At 62.5% G+C, this 16,340-nt stretch carries 13 protein-coding genes and 1 riboswitch; of the genes, 8 read left to right on the forward strand and 5 right to left on the reverse strand.

Translation table 11 applies throughout. The features are described from left to right. A partial coding sequence (gene leuS / locus EGI20_RS05780) for a leucine--tRNA ligase (protein ID WP_498630410.1) occupies positions 1-2,684 on the reverse strand: 2,684 nt, incomplete at its 3' end. Positions 2,685-2,810: 126 nt separating this feature from the next. Then, a riboswitch (cobalamin riboswitch) is annotated at positions 2,811-3,024 on the forward strand. Between the two features lie 156 nt (positions 3,025-3,180). Here leuS and EGI20_RS05785 point away from each other — a divergent pair. Genes EGI20_RS05785 through EGI20_RS05815 form a run of 7 tightly spaced genes read left to right on the forward strand, consistent with a single transcriptional unit; the run spans position 3,181 to position 9,807 of the window. Next, complete coding sequence (locus tag EGI20_RS05785) at positions 3,181-4,191, forward strand: FecCD family ABC transporter permease (protein WP_498630412.1); 1,011 nt, start codon at positions 3,181-3,183, stop codon at positions 4,189-4,191. Continuing rightward, positions 4,185-4,955, forward strand: coding sequence for an ABC transporter ATP-binding protein (locus tag EGI20_RS05790; protein ID WP_498630414.1), 771 nt, complete (start codon positions 4,185-4,187; stop codon positions 4,953-4,955). The genes EGI20_RS05785 and EGI20_RS05790 overlap by 7 nt, the downstream gene beginning before the upstream one ends. Then, entirely contained in the window at positions 4,952-5,566 is a 615-nt protein-coding gene (cobO, locus tag EGI20_RS05795; protein ID WP_498630416.1) for a cob(I)yrinic acid a,c-diamide adenosyltransferase, read from the forward strand. Before EGI20_RS05790 ends, cobO begins: the two co-directional genes overlap by 4 nt. After that, positions 5,560-6,516 (forward strand): adenosylcobinamide-phosphate synthase CbiB, encoded by a 957-nt coding sequence (gene cbiB, locus EGI20_RS05800; RefSeq protein ID WP_498630418.1) that lies wholly within the window; start codon positions 5,560-5,562, stop codon positions 6,514-6,516. The genes cobO and cbiB overlap by 7 nt, the downstream gene beginning before the upstream one ends. Continuing rightward, positions 6,513-7,505: a threonine-phosphate decarboxylase CobD gene (cobD, locus tag EGI20_RS05805; RefSeq protein WP_498630421.1), complete on the forward strand. Its 993-nt coding sequence runs from the start codon at positions 6,513-6,515 to the stop codon at positions 7,503-7,505. The genes cbiB and cobD overlap by 4 nt, the downstream gene beginning before the upstream one ends. Continuing rightward, entirely contained in the window at positions 7,502-8,374 is an 873-nt protein-coding gene (locus tag EGI20_RS05810) for a cobalamin-binding protein (protein WP_498630423.1), read from the forward strand. Before cobD ends, EGI20_RS05810 begins: the two co-directional genes overlap by 4 nt. Then, entirely contained in the window at positions 8,371-9,807 is a 1,437-nt protein-coding gene (locus EGI20_RS05815) for a cobyric acid synthase (RefSeq protein WP_498630425.1), read from the forward strand. Before EGI20_RS05810 ends, EGI20_RS05815 begins: the two co-directional genes overlap by 4 nt. 14 nt (positions 9,808-9,821) lie before the next feature. Here EGI20_RS05815 and EGI20_RS05820 read toward each other — a convergent pair whose 3' ends face one another. After that, complete coding sequence (locus tag EGI20_RS05820; RefSeq protein WP_498630426.1) at positions 9,822-11,405, reverse strand: methyl-accepting chemotaxis protein; 1,584 nt, start codon at positions 11,403-11,405, stop codon at positions 9,822-9,824. A gap of 387 nt (positions 11,406-11,792) precedes the next feature. Between EGI20_RS05820 and EGI20_RS05825 the strand changes: the two genes are divergently transcribed. Then, the gene (locus EGI20_RS05825; RefSeq protein ID WP_498630428.1) at positions 11,793-13,421 is read left to right on the forward strand and encodes a methyl-accepting chemotaxis protein; all 1,629 of its coding nucleotides are present in this window, start codon (positions 11,793-11,795) and stop codon (positions 13,419-13,421) included. A gap of 87 nt (positions 13,422-13,508) precedes the next feature. Here the strand turns inward: EGI20_RS05825 and EGI20_RS05830 are convergent, their stop codons facing one another. The 3 genes from EGI20_RS05830 to EGI20_RS05840 all read right to left on the reverse strand — a co-directional run bounded on the left by EGI20_RS05830 (position 13,509) and on the right by EGI20_RS05840 (position 16,324). Next, positions 13,509-13,886 carry a hypothetical protein gene (locus EGI20_RS05830; protein WP_498630430.1) on the reverse strand — a complete coding sequence of 126 codons (378 nt, stop codon included), beginning with the start codon at positions 13,884-13,886 and terminating at the stop codon, positions 13,509-13,511. Positions 13,887-13,967: 81 nt separating this feature from the next. Then, a complete protein-coding gene (locus EGI20_RS05835; protein WP_498630431.1) occupies positions 13,968-15,539 on the reverse strand; it encodes a PhnE/PtxC family ABC transporter permease in 1,572 nt (523 codons plus the stop codon). Further along, positions 15,533-16,324: a phosphonate ABC transporter ATP-binding protein gene (locus EGI20_RS05840; RefSeq protein ID WP_498630433.1), complete on the reverse strand. Its 792-nt coding sequence runs from the start codon at positions 16,322-16,324 to the stop codon at positions 15,533-15,535. The genes EGI20_RS05835 and EGI20_RS05840 overlap by 7 nt, the downstream gene beginning before the upstream one ends. Positions 16,325-16,340: the final 16 nt, after the last annotated feature.

Here is a 16,340-nt window from a genome sequence, read left to right on the forward strand (position 1 = left end):
CGGCCCGGCACCACGATCACCTTCTTCGCCGGCTTGCCTTCCATAAACTTCTGCACATTTTCATGCGCCAGCGCCGCCGCTTCGATTGCGTCACGACCGGCATCGGCCGCCACCACCACGCTACCGCGCAGCTTGCCGCACACCTGCACCATCAGCTCGATCTCGCTCTTCACCAGCGCAGCGGCGTCAACCTCCGGCCAGGCCTGATCCAGCAAAGCTGTTCCCGGCTTGAGCTCGGTCCACAAGGCTTCGCAGATATGCGGCACGATAGGTGCCAGCAGAATCACGGCGGATTCCAGCACTTCCTGCGCCACGGCACGGCCGGCAGCATCGCTGCAATCGGTCTTGTCGTAGGTGTTCAGCAGTTCCATCACCGCAGCAATGGCGGTATTGAACTGCTGGCGGCGGCCGTAGTCGTCGGCCACTTTCTGGATGGTGGCGTGCAGCTTGTAGCGCAACTCTTTCAAGCCGGCAGACAGATCACCCGCCACATACTTGTCGGTCACACCGGCGGCGACATGCTCGCCGCTCACACGCCACAGGCGCTTGAGGAAGCGGAACGCACCTTCCACGCCGGCATCCGACCATTCCAGGCTCTGGTCAGGCGGTGCGGCAAACATCATAAACAGACGCGCGGTGTCGGCACCGTACTGCTCGATAAAGGCCTGCGGATCGACGCCGTTGTTTTTCGACTTGGACATCTTCTCGACGCCGCCCACCACCACCGGCTGGCCGTCAACGCGGTGCTTGGCGGCAATAATCTTGCCCTTGCCGTCGCGTTCCAGCACCACATCGGCCGGCGCAATCCAGTCTTTGGAGCCATTAGGCAGCTCGCGGTAGAAGGTTTCGCAGATCACCATGCCCTGGGTCAGCAGGCTCTTGAACGGCTCGCTGGACGACACTAAGCCTTCGTCGCGCATCAGCTTGTGGAAGAAGCGCGCGTACAACAGGTGCAGAATGGCGTGCTCGATACCGCCCACATACTGGTCGACCTGCAGCCAGTAGTCGGCGGCCTTCTTGTCCACCATGGCGGTGTCGCAATGCGGGCTGGCGTAGCGTGCGTAGTACCAGCTGGACTCTACAAAGGTGTCCATGGTGTCGGTTTCGCGCTTGGCCGCGCCACCGCACTTGGGGCAGCTGGTTTCGTAGAATTCCGGCATTTTGGCAAGCGGCGAGCCGGCACCATCCGGAATCACGTTCTCCGGCAATACCACCGGCAGGTCTTTTTCCGGTACCGGCACATCGCCGCAGCACGGGCAATGAATGATAGGGATCGGGCAGCCCCAGTAGCGCTGGCGGCTGATACCCCAGTCGCGCAGGCGGTACTGGGTCTTTTTGCTGCCGGCGCCTTTTGCCTCAAGGTCTGCCACGATAGCGTCAAAAGCCTCTTGGTAATTCAAACCATCATATTTGCCAGAATTAAAGAGCACACCATGTTCGGCAAAGACATCGCTCCACTGCCCCCAAGACACAGTGTCGTTCAAGCTTGGGTTATGTGCTTTCCACAAGATTGGGTATGTGCGCACATTTCCAGATGCTCCAATTTCTTGGCGATCAATCTTCAAATGATCAGCATATTGGTTAGCATCAATAATCACTGGTTTCATCGGCAGCGCGTACTTGCCAGCAAAGGCAAAGTCGCGCTCGTCGTGCGCCGGCACGGCCATCACCGCGCCTTCGCCGTAGCCCATCAGCACATAGTTGGCGACCCATACCGGCAGTTTTTCGCCGGTGAGCGGGTGAACCACGAACAGGCCGGTGTCCATGCCCTTCTTTTCCATGGTCGCCATATCGGCTTCGGCCACCGAGCCGGCCTTGCATTCGGCGATAAACGCCTGCATGGCCGCATTACCGGCGGCAGCCTGCGTCGCCAGCGGGTGTTCGGCGGCAACGGCGACATAGGTCGCGCCCATCAGCGTGTCCGGGCGGGTAGTATAGACCTTGAGCTTGCCGGCGTGACCGATCGAGGCCTCGTCGTAGGCAAACTCGATATCGGCGCCGAAACTCTTGCCTATCCAGTTGCGCTGCATGGTCTTGACCTGTTCCGGCCAGCCATCCAGCGTATCCAGATCTGCCAGCAGCTCTTCCGCGTACTGGGTAATGCCGAAGTAGTACATCGGGATCTCGCGCTTTTCCACCAGCGCATCCGAGCGCCAGCCGCGGCCGTCGATCACCTGCTCGTTGGCCAGCACGGTCTGGTCAACCGGGTCCCAGTTGACCACGCCATTTTTCTTGTAGATCACACCCTTTTCAAACAGACGGGTAAACAGCCACTGTTCCCAGCGGTAGTAGTCCGGCTTGCAGGTGGCCAGCTCGCGCTCCCAGTCGATGGCAAAGCCCAGGCTGTCGAGCTGGGTCTTCATATAGTCGATATTGGCGTAGGTCCAGGCCGCTGGCGCTCCGCCGCTCTTCATCGCGGCATTTTCGGCCGGCAGGCCGAAGGCATCCCAGCCCATAGGCTGCAGCACGTTGTAACCCTTGAAGCGCATAAAGCGCGCCAGGGCATCGGTAATGGTGTAGTTGCGCACATGACCCATGTGCAGCTTGCCCGACGGATACGGGAACATCGACAGCGCGTAATACTTGGGACGCGAGCTGTCTTCGGTGGCACGGAAAGCGTGGCTCGCTTTCCAGTTTTCTTGTGCGGCGGCTTCAAGCTCGCGTGGGCTGTAGTGTTCTTGCATGGCGATCGCTGATATGAAAGGAGGAAATACAGAATCGGATCATTATAGCGATGGTGTCATGGGGTGCATACGGCCAAGGCATGCTATCCGGCAACAAGCTGCTACGATCCGGCCATCCGCATGCTAAAATCGCGGCTCTTTGCTGGCGCTCTCCCGCGTGGGAGCCCATCGGGAAACAGCAGGCGCATCCATGCCTAGCTGTGCTGCCCCCGCAACGGTATGCATCCGGCCAGGGCTTCATTCTTGGCACGCCACATCAAAACCCACGGTGAACGATTCACGGGAAGGGGATGTGGCGCGGATGAGAGCCCGGACACCGAACCAGCAAGACGGCCGCACGCGGCCACGCAAGGGGAAGTGCTGCGGTGGGCGGCCTGTCTTCAGCCTCGATACCTTATGTATTGCCGTGCTTCCCTGAATCTTTACACCGGAGCGCCTTAACGCTCTGGCCCGGGAAGCACGGCATGACTTCTTTTTTCCGCGTGAACAGCCAGCCATGCCGCTGACTGCCCGCCGCGCCCATCTTATTTTGTTGCTACTGGCTGCGCTGTCGCTGGCCAGCCTGCTGGCGTCCGCCACTTTGGGTTCGGTCGCGCTAAACGGAAGCGAATTATGGCAAGGGCTATCGGCCCTGATCAGCGGCCAGGACAGCACGCTGGCCGCCACCTTGCTTGAATTGCGCCTTCAGCGCGCCTTGGTCGCCTGGGTGACAGGCGCTTCGCTCGCACTGGCCGGAGTGATGATGCAGGCGCTGCTGCGCAACCCGCTGGCCGACCCTTATGTCCTGGGTGTGTCCGGTGGTGCCTCTGCCGGCGCACTGCTGGCCATGCTGTTGGGCGCCAGCATCTGGATAGTCGATCTGTCGGCAGTAGCCGGCGCCATCGCCATCAGCCTGCTCTTGCTGCTACTGGCACGCGACGAGTTACGTAGCGGCGGCGGCTCGCCCCTGCTCTTGCTGACCGGGGTGATTCTGGCTTCCGGCTGCGGAGCGCTGGTGACGCTGATGCTGTCCATCGCGCCGGACAGCAGCTTGCGCGGCATGGTGTTCTGGCTGATCGGCGACTTGTCCGGCAGCGAATTGCGCCTCTTGCCCTGGCTGGTACTGGCCATCGCGCTGGCCTTCGGTCTTAAAGCCGCGCGCGGCATCAATCTTCTGGCCTTGCATGGCGAAATGGCCGCAACCTTCGGCATCCGGGTCGGCCAGCTGCGTTATGGCCTGTTCGGTTTCGCCGCCTTGCTCACCGCCAGCGCTGTCACCGGCGCCGGCAGCATCGGCTTTCTTGGCCTGATCGTGCCGCATGCCTGCCGTTTCGCGCTGGGCCCCGACCACCGCCTGCTCTTGCCCTCTGCCGCCATCAGCGGTGGCCTGCTCTTGGTGCTGGCCGACACCCTGTCGCGTACCCTGATCGCACCACAGCAGTTGCCGGTCGGCGTGATTACCGCCCTGATCGGCGTGCCGGCCTTTTTGCTGCAGCTGCGTCAGGTACGCAGGAGTGGTACATGCTGACGACCCGCGCTCTCTCCCTGCAAATCGGCCCGCTATGCCTGCTCAAGCAGCTGGACTGGCAGGTCGATGCCGGCCAAAGCTGGGTCATTATCGGTCGCAATGGCGCCGGTAAAAGCACCTTGCTGCGCACGCTGGCGGCACTGCAAAGCCCGGCGGACGGCGACATCCTGCTGCAAGGACGCCAGCTTGCCGACTGGCCCGCCGGCGAGCGCGCCCGCGCGCTGTCCTATCTGCCACAGGGGCGCAACGATGCCTTCGGCTACCGCGTACTGGATGCGGCACTGGCGGCGCGTCATCCGCACCAGCATGCCTACTGGGAGTCAGCAAGCGACCTCGAAGCGGCACGCGACGCCTTGTCGGCGCTGGATATCGGCCATCTGGCCACGCGCGACATCCGCACCCTGTCCGGCGGCGAGCGCCAGCGTGCGGCCATTGCCGCCCTGCTGGCACAAGACACGCCGCTGATGCTGCTGGACGAGCCGGCCAGCGCGCTGGATCTGGCACACCAGATCAGCCTGATGGAATTAGTTGCCCATCTGGCACGCGAACAGGGCAAGGCGCTGATTATGGTCAGCCACGAACTCAACCTGACCTTACAGCATGCCAGCCACGCGCTGCTGCTGTTTGAAAACGGCCACTGGCAGGCCGGCCCGGTCAGCGCCTTGCAGGCCGATGATCTTGGCCGCTGTCTGGGCTACCCGCTACAGGCTATCGTGCATGATGGCCACACCCTCTATCTACCGCAAACCAGGCTGACACCATGACCCGGCAACAAGACGACCTTAATCAGCGCCACCAGACACGCATGCAACGCAAAAAAGCCATCATCGACCAGCATATCGCGGCCGCCGACGGCAAGAAGGGGCTGCTGATCGTCAACACCGGCAACGGCAAGGGCAAGAGTTCCAGCGCCTTCGGCATGGTGATGCGAGCACTGGGCCATGAAATGCAGGTCGGCGTGGTGCAGTTTATCAAGGGCGCCATGTCCACCGGCGAAGAGCGTTTCCTGCGCCGTTTTCCCGATGAGGTCCACTTTCACGCCATGGGCGAGGGCTACACCTGGGAGACGCAGGACCGCGAGCGCGATATCGCCAAAGCCACGGCGGCATGGGAGCTGGTGCGCGACTTCTTGGCCGACCCGGCCATCGGTCTGGTGGTGCTGGACGAGCTGAACATCGCGCTCAAATACGGCTATCTCGATCTCGACACGGTGCTGGCCGATCTGGCTAAACGCCCGCCCATGCAGCATGTGATCATTACCGGACGCGGCGCGCCGCAAGCGCTGATCGACGCGGCCGACACTGTCACCGAGATGCAGGCCATCAAACATGCCTATCAGGCCGGCATCGGCGCGCAGGCGGCCATCGAATGGTAACGAGCGTGCCGCTGCTGATGCTGGCCGCTCTGATGGGACTGGGCCTGCTGCTCGACCTGCTGCTGGGCGAGCCGCGCCGCCTCCATCCGCTGGCCGGCTTCGGCACGCTCGCATCGGCGCTGGAGCGCAGGCTGAATAAGGGCAGCGCCCGCCGCGCCCGCGGGCTGCTGGCCTGGGTCTTGGCGGTACTGCCGCTGGTTTTGCTCAGCTTCTGGCTGCTCGCGCTTGCCCATGCCCGTTGGGGCGCATGGGCATGGCTGGGCCACGCGGTGCTGCTCTACGGCGCACTGGGGCTGCGCAGCCTGCGCGACCATAGCGCACCGATTGCGCGGGCGCTGCATGGCGGCGATCTGGCCGGTGCGCGGCGCATGACTGCCTGTATCGTCAGCCGCGACACGCAAGAAGCCAGCGAAAGCGATCTGGCCAAGGCCGGGGTCGAGTCGCTGCTGGAAAACGGCAGCGATGCGGTATTCGGCACCCTGTTCTGGTTTGCCATCGCCGGCGGCCCCGGTGCCTTGCTGTTCCGGCTGGCCAATACGCTGGACGCGATGTGGGGCTACCGCAATGCCCGCTTTGGCGAATTCGGCTGGATGGCTGCCCGCACCGACGATGTGCTGGGCTTTATCCCTGCGCGCCTGACTGCGCTGACCTATGCCCTGCTCGGCCATACCCGTTGCGCCTTGCGCTGCTGGAAAACCCAGGCATCCAACTGGCCCAGCCCCAATGCCGGGCCGGTGATGGCAGCCGGCGCCGGCGCGCTGGGCCTGACACTGGGCGGCAAGGCACGCTATGACGGCGAAGACGAGATGCGCCCGCCACTGGGCGAGGGGCGCCATGCCCGCGCCACTGATCTCGCGCGCGCATGGGCGCTGGTCGCCAAGGGCAGCGCGCTATGGCTGATCGTCTTCAGCCTGATCGCCGCGCTGGCCACGCCGGGGTTATGGCCATGAGCCGCCTGCTGCATGGCGGCAACCTTAATGCCGCGAAGGCCCGTTTTGGTGGCGACAACTGGATCGACCTGTCAGCCGGTTTATCGCCTTACGCCTATCCTGTTCCACACTTGCCAGCCTATGCCTGGCAGCGCCTGCCGGAAGACGATCCGGCGCTGATCAAAGCCGCCTGTGCCTGTTACGGCGCACAGCAGATGCTGGCCGTGGCCGGCACCCAGGCTGCAATCCAGGCCTTGCCGCGATTGCGCGCGCCCTGCCGCGTCAGCATCGCGTCGCCCACTTACGCCGAACATGCAGCCAGCTGGCGCGCCGCCGGCCATACGGTGCAGGAAGTGGCTTGGGACGCGCTGGACGCCCATCTTGCGACGAGTGACGTACTGATTGTGTGCAACCCCAACAATCCGACCGGCGAACACATCGCACCGGCCAGGCTATTGGGCTGGGCACAACACCTGGCCGCGCGCGGTGGCTGGCTGATCGTGGACGAAGCCTTTGCCGATATGGTGCCAAGCCTGTCCGTCGCCGCCCACAGCGGCCAGCACGGGCTGATCGTGCTGCGCTCGGTCGGCAAATTCTTCGGTCTCGCCGGCCTGCGTCTGGGTTTTGTCGCAGCCGAAGCGCCGCTACTGGAACGATTGGCCGGCCTGATCGGCCCGTGGTCGGTCAGCGGACCGGCACAAACAATAGGCTGCGCAGCACTGCAAGACCGCGACTGGCAAGCGAAGATGCGCGCGCAACTGATACAGGACGGGCAGCGCCTGCAGCAGTTGCTGGCCAGCTACGCTATTCAAAGCCAGGGTACGGCACTATTTCGCTGGTGGCCGGCGCCCGATGCCGAAGCCTTGCACGCCCATATGGCACGGCAGCAGATCTGGGTGCGCCTGTTTCCCCAAGCCGCACGCGGCATTCGCTTGGGCCTGCCGCCACACGAAGATGCCTGGCAGCGGCTGGCGTTGGCACTGGCAGCCTACCGCAAGGACACACAATGAAAATCCTGCTTTTACTTGCCGGGCTGCTCGCCCTGCCCGCCCACGCCGCCATCAGCGTGACCGACGACGCCGGCCATACCGTCACCCTCGCGCGCCCGGCACAGCGGGTGATCAGCCTGGCACCACACGCGACCGAGCTGATCTATGCTGCCGGCGGTGGCGCGCGCATGGTGGGAGCGGTGTCGTATAGCGACTACCCGCCGGCTGCGCTCAAGCTGCCGCGTATCGGCGACAACCGCCAGCTCGATCTGGAGCGCATCATCGCGCTCAAGCCTGATCTACTGGTGGTCTGGCTGCACGGCAATGCCGAGCGCCAGCTGGCCCAGCTGAAAAAACTCGGCATTCCGCTGTTTTACAGCGAACCGAAAAAGCTGGCCGATCTCCCCGGCTCCATCACCCGACTGGGTAGCCTGTTGGGGAGTGAAGCCGCCGCCAAATCCGCCGCGCAGACTTACCAGCAAAAACTGGAGATGCTGACCCGGCGCTACAGCGGCAAAAAACCGGTCCGAGTGTTCTATCAGGTGTGGCACAAGCCGCTGTATACGCTGAACGACAGCCATATCGCCAGTGATGCCATCCGTCTGTGCGGCGGGGTCAACGTCTTTGGCCAGCTGCCCATCACTGCACCGACCGTCAATGCCGAAGCGGTACTGGCCGCCAACCCGGACGTAATCATCGCCGGCAGCGACGATCGGCGCAGCACCGAGCTGGATATGTGGAAGCGCTACCCAACGCTGAACGCGGCACGCCGCCAGCAGCTCTATACCGTGGACAGCTCGCTGCTGTCGCGCTCCGGCCCGCGCATTATCGATGGCGCGGCCCAGCTGTGCGCAAGACTCGATCAAGCCCGCAAGGCACAGACACCATGAATTTCCCCTACCACACGCTGATGGTGCAAGGCTGCACCTCGGATGCCGGCAAAAGTACGGTCGTGGCGGCACTATGCCGGCTCTTGGCACGCGACGGCATCCGGGTCGTCCCCTTCAAGCCGCAGAATATGGCACTCAATAGCGCGGTCACTGCCGACGGCGGTGAAATCGGCCGCGCCCAAGCCTTGCAGGCGGTGGCAGCCGGGCTGGTGCCGCATACCGATATGAACCCGGTGCTGCTCAAGCCGTCCAGCGACACCGGCGCGCAGATCATCATCCACGGCCGTGTCGCCGCCGACATGCATGCCCGCGACTACCACAACTACAAGCCGCGTGCGATGGCGGCGGTGCTTGAGTCTTACCAGCGCCTGTGCGCGCAATATCAGGTGGTGCTGGTCGAGGGCGCAGGCAGCCCGGCCGAGGTCAATCTGCGCGCGCGCGACATCGCCAATATGGGCTTTGCCGAAGAAGTGGATTGCCCGGTGATACTGGTGGCCGATATCGACAAGGGCGGCGTATTCGCCCACCTGATAGGCACGCTGGCCTGTTTGTCGGACAGCGAACGCGCGCGCATCGTCGGTTTCGTCATCAACCGTTTTCGCGGCGACCCGGCCCTGCTCGCCGATGGCTTAAGCTGGCTTACGCAGCAAACCGGCAAGCCGGTACTGGCGGTACTGCCCTATCTGCACGGCCTGACGCTGGACGCCGAAGACGCGGTGGAAACCGCGCAGCAACACGGCCACTTCCGCATCGTAGTGCCGCGCCTGCCGCATATCAGCAACCATACCGACTTCGACGCGCTGCGCGCCCATCCGGATGTGGATCTGGTGTTTGCCAGCGCAGGCGAGCCACTACCTCCGGCCGAGCTGATCATCCTGCCCGGCAGCAAAAACACCCGTTCCGATCTTGCCTTTTTGCGTGCCCAAGGCTGGGATGCGGCCATCAGCCGCCACCTGCGCTACGGCGGCAAGGTGATAGGCATCTGCGGCGGCTACCAGATGCTGGGCGCACAGATTCATGATCCGGATGGTTTGGAGGGCGCAGCCGGCAGCAGTAGCGGGCTGGGTTTACTGGCAATGGAGACGGTATTGACCGACGACAAGCGCCTGCAAAATGTAGCCGGGCGCTGCAGCTTTGCCGAGGCTGCCGTTAGCGGCTACGAAATCCATATGGGGCGCTCACAGGGTGCGGCACTGGCCAAGCCGGCTTTCCTGATAAACGGCGCGGCAGAAGGCGCGATCTCGAACGACCATCAGGTGCTGGGCAGCTATCTGCACGGCCTGTTCGACCACCCCGAAGCGCAGGCGGCACTACTGGACTGGGCCGGGATGAAACAGGCGCGGGCGGTCGATCTTGCCGCCCTGCGCGAAGCCAGCATAGAGCGCATCGCCGATGCCTGCCTGCCGCTCTATCACGCACTGCAGGCGCAATAAAGCGGCATCCTGACTCAGAGGCTACGCTCGAAGTGCGCCACCAGCACCCGCATCTCTTCGGCGGCTTCCTGCAGATCGGAAACGGAGCGATCAGTCTGCACCATACTATGCGCATGACCCTCGGTAAACGCGCTAAGGTGCTCCATGGTCTGTGCCACTTCCAGTGAGGCCTGACGTTGCTGCCCCAGCATCACCGTCACATCGCGCGCCGAGCCGGACACCACCTCGGCAGACTGCCGGATTTCTTCGAATACCGAATTGCAGGCACGGGTCAGGCGGGTGCTCTCCTCCACCTTGGAGGAGGAAAGCTGCATGGCGGCCAGCGCCGCACTGGTCTGCTCGATAATCCGGTTGGTCGTACTGGAAATTTCCACCGTGCTCTGGGTGGTACGCTCGGCCAGCTTGCGCACCTCGTCGGCCACCACGGCAAAGCCGCGGCCGGCCTCGCCGGCACGCGCCGCCTCGATCGCCGCATTGAGTGCCAGCAGATTGGTCTGGTCGGCAATCTCCTTGATGATCTGGGTAATCTGGTTTACCGCATTGACGTCGTCGCCCAGCTGGTTCATGCGCTGCTGGGCATCCCGTACGGTAGGCACCAGCTCTTCGGTCACATCCAGCGTCGACTGCATCGCACCCAGCCCCTGCTCAACCAGCGTCTGGGTTCCGGCTGCATGGTGTGTGCTGCGCTCGGTCGCCTCGTGAATCTCGCGTACCGATGCCGATAATTGCTCCAGCGCAGCCGCCACAGAAGCGATACCGTCCGACTGCTTATGCCCGCTCTCGACCACCTCGCCGACTCCGCGTAGCGCAGAGCCCGACTGTGTCCTGATCTGTTCCGCACCCGAAACCACATCCGCAATCACAGCCCTGAGCCCGACCTGCATCGAAGTCATGCCGATCAAAAGCTCAGTGAATTCCGCACTGGCCCGCGTATCGATGCTGAAACGGAAGTTTCCTTCCGACAACTGCTGCAACGCCTGACGGATGGCTGCGACCGGCCGCTGCAGCCCCAGCCAACACCAAGCACCAAGACCACCCGCCAGCAACACGCCCAGAGCTGCCGCCAGCCAGACATTCAACCCGGCCTGCGACGCGGCGGCCATCAGCAGCACAGGCAAAACGGCCAGCAGCCCAATCCGGAGCCGCATCGAAATCTGGCTCGGGTAGCAGGTCGGCGGCAGTGTCGCCTGCCGGCTGCGGATGGCAGCATACAGCTGCTCAGCCTTTCGCACCTCGGCCGCTTGCGGCATGTTGCGCACTGAACGGTAGCCTACTTTATGTCCATTCTCGAACAAGGGCGTAACGTAGGCCTCGACCCAATAGAAGTCCCCGTTCTTGCAGCGATTCTTGACCAGCCCCCGCCATGGCAGGTCAGCCTTCAGGGTCTGCCACATATCGGCGAAAGCCTCAGCCGGCATGTCCGGGTGGCGCACCATATTGTGCGGCTGCCCCAGCAGTTCTTCGCGCGTAAACCCGCTAATCTCGACAAAGGCCGGATTGACGTAGCTGATCATGCCCTTGAGGTCGGTCTTGGACACAATGGGACGCTTGGGATCGAGAACATGCTCGACCGTGGTGATCGGTAGGTTGGTTTTCATCGTGCTGGTGATGTCTCTTGTTTTTATAAATACTTATGTATAAAAATGCGGACACATCATGACGATCAAGTAATGCCATTGTCAACAGTCTTGTCAATAAGGTTATTCCCACACTTCCCTGTCAGGCCTGCCTGGCAGGGACAATCTTCACGCATGCTGTCGATGCGCCACGCCAGCGCTTGGGACGCACCATGCTGATCTACACATAGTCGAAGGCTTCCAGCCGGCTGGTGTGCGCGATTTGCAGCATAAATACTCGAAGCAGCCATCGCTGCTAAGTTGAACCGGACTGGAAAACGCATATATAAAAATGTGTTGATTTAGATCTGCTTGCATAACAACCGTCCATGATATGTTCAATCCATAACATGAAAATGGATGTCCCCCATGCCGCGAACCACCACCCTGAAAACAAAACTGCTGGTAATGATTGCCAGTATCGTGCTGCTAGTCTGTGCACTCGGCGCCATGCTGCTGTACAGCCAGTACCAGCAGATGATGAATGACCGTGGCACCATGATTCGCGGTCAGGTCGAGAACGCCATCAGTCTGGTTGCCAGCTATGAACAGCGGGCAAGCCGTGGCGAACTCACTCAAGAACAAGCCCAGCTGCTGGCCAAACAGGCGCTGACCGCGCTGCGTTTTGACGGCAAGGAATACTTCTTTGTCGGCGACAAGTCCCTGCACTGGATCGCTCACGGCGTTAATCCAAAACTCATCGGCAAGGACATGCATGGCGTCATGACAGCTGACGGTCAGGACTTGGGCCGTTTGTTTGATGGCGTACTTGCCACAGGTGGCGGGCTGGTCGAGTTTTACTGGGCCAAGCCCGGCAGCGATCAGCCGCAGGCCAAGCTCAGTTATGTGCAGGCCAGCCCGAACTGGGGCTGGATGGTAGGAACCGGCCTGTATCTGGATGATATCCAAGCGACCTTAAAGCAAGAACTGCTGGAAATAGCCGGCATCATCCTCCTGATTGCCGCCATTGTTTCACTGCTGGGCTGGCGTTTACTCAAGGGCGTGATGACACAGCTGGGAGCCGACCCGGCAGTAGCCGCCGATATCGTGCACCAGATTGCCGAAGGCCGGCTGGATATCAAGGTCACCACAACAGCAGGAGACCAGCACAGCCTGATGGCCAGCATTGCCCATATGCAGAAGCAACTGCACCAGACGGTGGGCGAAGTCGTCGCCAGCGCCCGCGAGCTGGGAAGCTTGAGCACCGAAGTAGCCGGCGGTGCCGATCAGATTGCCGACAATTCAAGCCGTCAAAGCGAGGGTGCGACCGCCATGGCCGCTTCAGTCGAACAGATGACAGTCAGCATCAGCCATATTTCAGATAGCGCACAGGACGCCCAGCAGATATCGGCCAGCTCCAACCAGTTATCTGATCAGGGCGGTGAGGTGCTGGGGCAGGCCATTACAGAAATGACGCGCATCGGCAGCATGGTCGATCAGGCTGCCGGCAGCATCGCCGAACTGGTTGGCAAGACGCACAATATCGCCAGCATCATGCAGGTGATCAAGGACATTGCCGACCAGACCAATCTGCTGGCCCTCAATGCCGCCATCGAGGCGGCCCGGGCCGGGGAGGCCGGGCGCGGTTTTGCCGTCGTGGCCGACGAGGTACGCAAGCTGTCCGAACGCACCGCACAGGCGACCCAGGAAATTGCCGGCATGATAGATGAGATCCGGGATAGCTCGAACACCTCGCAAGGCAGCATGAATGAAGCGGTTGCACGGGTAAAACTGGGACGCGAACTGGCGGAAGAAGGCGGCAAGGCCATTGGCCTGATCCGTGACAGCTCGGCCCAAGTGGTCGCCGCCGTGGTGGATATTTCGCATGCGCTACGCGAACAGGGAATAGCCAGCCAGGAAATTGCCAACCATGTGGAGCAGATCGCCCAAATGGCCGGCACCAATGCCGAGACGACCCAGTCTGCGGTCAAGCAAGTCCAGCGCATGCATACACTGGCTGAACAGCTGCGCAGCAGCGTGGCTTATTTCCGCGTATAGACGACCGAGACATGAATAAAAGCCGCCTCCTGACCGAGAGCGGCTTTTATTCATCTGGCTCCAGCGAATGATGCAGACGCGGGCAGTTTACCGGCAGGGCTGCACACCCCAGCCTGCCCGGCCGCGATGGCAGGCAAAATCTTCCCGCACGCTATCTATGCGCCAGCGCCCGTCGGAGGCACGGTTGACATCGAAACGCCAGCGGTTGCCGCGCACGCTGTCATCCAGCAATCCCTCGCGCACCACACTGATGCGGGCATGATCGAAGGCTTCCGGCCGGCTGTGCTGCTCTATCTTCAGCGTCGCATACTCGAAACGGCCATCCTGCCCCAGACGGTGACCGAGAAAATCGGTCACCACCTGTAGCGGCAACTGGCCAGCCTGGCCGGTATACGGCAGGCGCCCCTCATCGGTATACGCCCATGCCGGCAAGGACAGCAGCATGGCAAACACGCATTTTTTCATAGCGGACTCCTTATCTGACCCGCGCTATTAAGCCACACATCGCACCGCTTATCGCTTGCCGATTGCTCCAGCCTGTTCAGACTAAGCCATGCGTCGCCGCAGCCAGCGGCTGAAGCGCTCCACCGACCACGACAACACCACCATGGCCATAATCAGACTGGTGGCGGTTTGGGTCTGGAATAGCGACAAGGCCATAAACAGCTGCTGGCCGATGCCGCCCGCCCCCACAATGCCCAGTACCGCAGCGATGCGGATATTGTTTTCCCAGCGATACAGGCTGTAGGCCAGCCATTGCGTCATGATGGCGGGCAACAGGCCGTAGCAAAATGCACGGGCAGGCGATGCCCCCGCCAGCAACAGCGCCTGCACCGGTTCGCGCGGGGCATTTTCCAGCGTTTCGGCAAATAGCCGCCCCAACACCCCGCTGGTATGCAGACAGAGCGCCAGCACGCCGGCCGCCGGTCCCAGACCGACCAAGAGCACGGCCAGTGCCGCCCACATCAGGTCAGGCACACCACGCAGTAAATTGAGCAGCAAACGGGCCGCAGCCTGCGGCAAGATGCCTGCCAGTCCGGCAGCAGGCACGCTTAGCAGTGCGGCAAAAATACAGGCAAGCACGGTACCGCTTACCGACATGGCCAGCGTTTCGGCCATGCCTTGCATCAGGCTGACCAACAAATCCGGCCCGCTGTCCGGCGGCCAGAATTCGGCTGCAAACGCAGGCAGTGCCTTGAAATCGAACCCGCCAGCCAGCCACGCCGGTGCCAGACATAGCAGGCTGGCAACCAGTGCCAGCAGTGCCCCGCCCAGCAACAGGGCTTGTCCGTATCCGGTGTAAAGTGCAGCCCTTGCCAGACGGCTGATACCGTCGCTCATCATCACCAGCAACATAAACACCAGCAGCAGGGTGCTGACTTCACCGCCATTCATCATCTTGATGCTGGTATCCAGCAACTGGCCAATGCCGCCGGCGCCGACAAAACCCATCACCGCCGAGGCGCGAATCGCACATTCCCAGCGATACACGCTATAGCTCACCAGTTCGGGCAGGGCTTGCGGCAACAAGGCCCAGCTCAGGCGCTGCAGACGGCTGGCACCCTGAATGGCAAGCGCACGGCAGGCGTCTGCCGGCTGGGAGTCAAGGATCTCGGCATAGACCTTGCCCAACATGCCGCCATAGGCCAGACCGATAGCCAGCACCGCAGGCAGGCTACCCAGACCCACGGCACGCACAAACAGCAAGGCCCACACGATTTCCGGAATCGCACGCAACAGCACCAGGATGCCGCGCAACAGGCTCTGCCCTGCTTGCCAGGCACGATGATGCACGCCTGGCGTATCCAGCGCAGTACAGCTCGCAACAGCGGCGGGGATGGCGATCAGCATGGCCAGCGCGAGCCCCAGCGTGGCACTGGCCAGCGTCACCGAGGTTTCACGGACGACGTCATTCAGGAAAGAGCGCTCATGCGCCGGCGGAAAAAAGCCGCCCACGAACTGCCCCAGCGTGGTCCAGCTAGCGCTGTCCAGCAATGCTGCCGGATGAAATCCGCTGGACTCAAATGCCGATGCCAGCAACAGGCACAGGATCAGTGTCGCCAGCAGCCGCGGCCGCCGCGCCGGATCACTTGCATATGAAGGGACTGGCACTAGCATGGCCATGCCGCCGCACTGCGGGAAGGGGCTGGAGGCAAGGGGATGGCGCTCTCACCGCGATACAGCTGATCCAGCAAGGCCGGGCTGACTTGGCTACGGGGCAGGTCAAACAGGATGCGCCCGTCACGCAGGCCGACAATGCGCTCGAAATGGGCAAGAGCCAGTTCGACCGAGTGCAGACTCATCAACAAGGTCGCACCACGGCTGCGGGCATCCGCGCATAACAGGCTGACAGTCTGCTCGGCCAGATGCGGATCCAGCGCCGATACCGGCTCATCGGCCAGCATCAGCTCGGGAGCCTGATACAACACGCGCGCGATGCCGGCGCGCTGGCGCTGCCCGCCGGAGAGCTGGTCGCAGCGCATCCACAATTTATCGGCCAGCGCCACCCGTGCCAGTGCGTCGGCAACAGGCTGATGCTGATGGGGCCACAGCAGTTGCGTGAGGGAGGCCAATGTAGACATCTGCCCCAGACGGCCGGCACGTACCGCATGCACCACACGCTGGCGCGCAGGTAGCGGCGGACTTTGGTAGATCGTCCCGATACGGGTGCGCAGCGCCTTGAGCTGGCGGGCGCTGAGTTGCCACGGCAGCGTATCCAGCAGCCGGGCCTTGCCGCGACTGGGGGCATAGCCAGTATTGGCCAGTTGTAGCAACGAGGACTTGCCCGCGCCGGAAGGGCCGATCAGTGCCAGCTGCCCGCCCTGGGCGACAGACAGGCCGATATCGTCCAGCACCGGCGTCTGGCCAAGGCGCAAGCTGACCGAATCGAATTCAAGACTCATGGTTTTCGGGGGGCTT

This window comes from Aquitalea sp. S1-19 (genome assembly GCF_024343515.1).

Coding starts and splice junctions, on each gene's coding strand:
- EGI20_RS05825 (WP_498630428.1), top strand. CDS start 11,793: ATGCCGCGAACCACCACCCTGAAAACAAAACTGCTGGTAATGATTGCC.
- EGI20_RS05815 (WP_498630425.1), top strand. CDS start 8,371: ATGAATTTCCCCTACCACACGCTGATGGTGCAAGGCTGCACCTCGGAT.
- EGI20_RS05830 (WP_498630430.1), bottom strand. CDS start 13,886: ATGAAAAAATGCGTGTTTGCCATGCTGCTGTCCTTGCCGGCATGGGCG.
- cobO (WP_498630416.1), top strand. CDS start 4,952: ATGACCCGGCAACAAGACGACCTTAATCAGCGCCACCAGACACGCATG.
- cobD (WP_498630421.1), top strand. CDS start 6,513: ATGAGCCGCCTGCTGCATGGCGGCAACCTTAATGCCGCGAAGGCCCGT.
- EGI20_RS05785 (WP_498630412.1), top strand. CDS start 3,181: ATGCCGCTGACTGCCCGCCGCGCCCATCTTATTTTGTTGCTACTGGCT.
- EGI20_RS05840 (WP_498630433.1), bottom strand. CDS start 16,324: ATGAGTCTTGAATTCGATTCGGTCAGCTTGCGCCTTGGCCAGACGCCG.
- EGI20_RS05790 (WP_498630414.1), top strand. CDS start 4,185: ATGCTGACGACCCGCGCTCTCTCCCTGCAAATCGGCCCGCTATGCCTG.
- EGI20_RS05835 (WP_498630431.1), bottom strand. CDS start 15,539: ATGCTAGTGCCAGTCCCTTCATATGCAAGTGATCCGGCGCGGCGGCCG.
- cbiB (WP_498630418.1), top strand. CDS start 5,560: ATGGTAACGAGCGTGCCGCTGCTGATGCTGGCCGCTCTGATGGGACTG.
- EGI20_RS05810 (WP_498630423.1), top strand. CDS start 7,502: ATGAAAATCCTGCTTTTACTTGCCGGGCTGCTCGCCCTGCCCGCCCAC.
- EGI20_RS05820 (WP_498630426.1), bottom strand. CDS start 11,405: ATGAAAACCAACCTACCGATCACCACGGTCGAGCATGTTCTCGATCCC.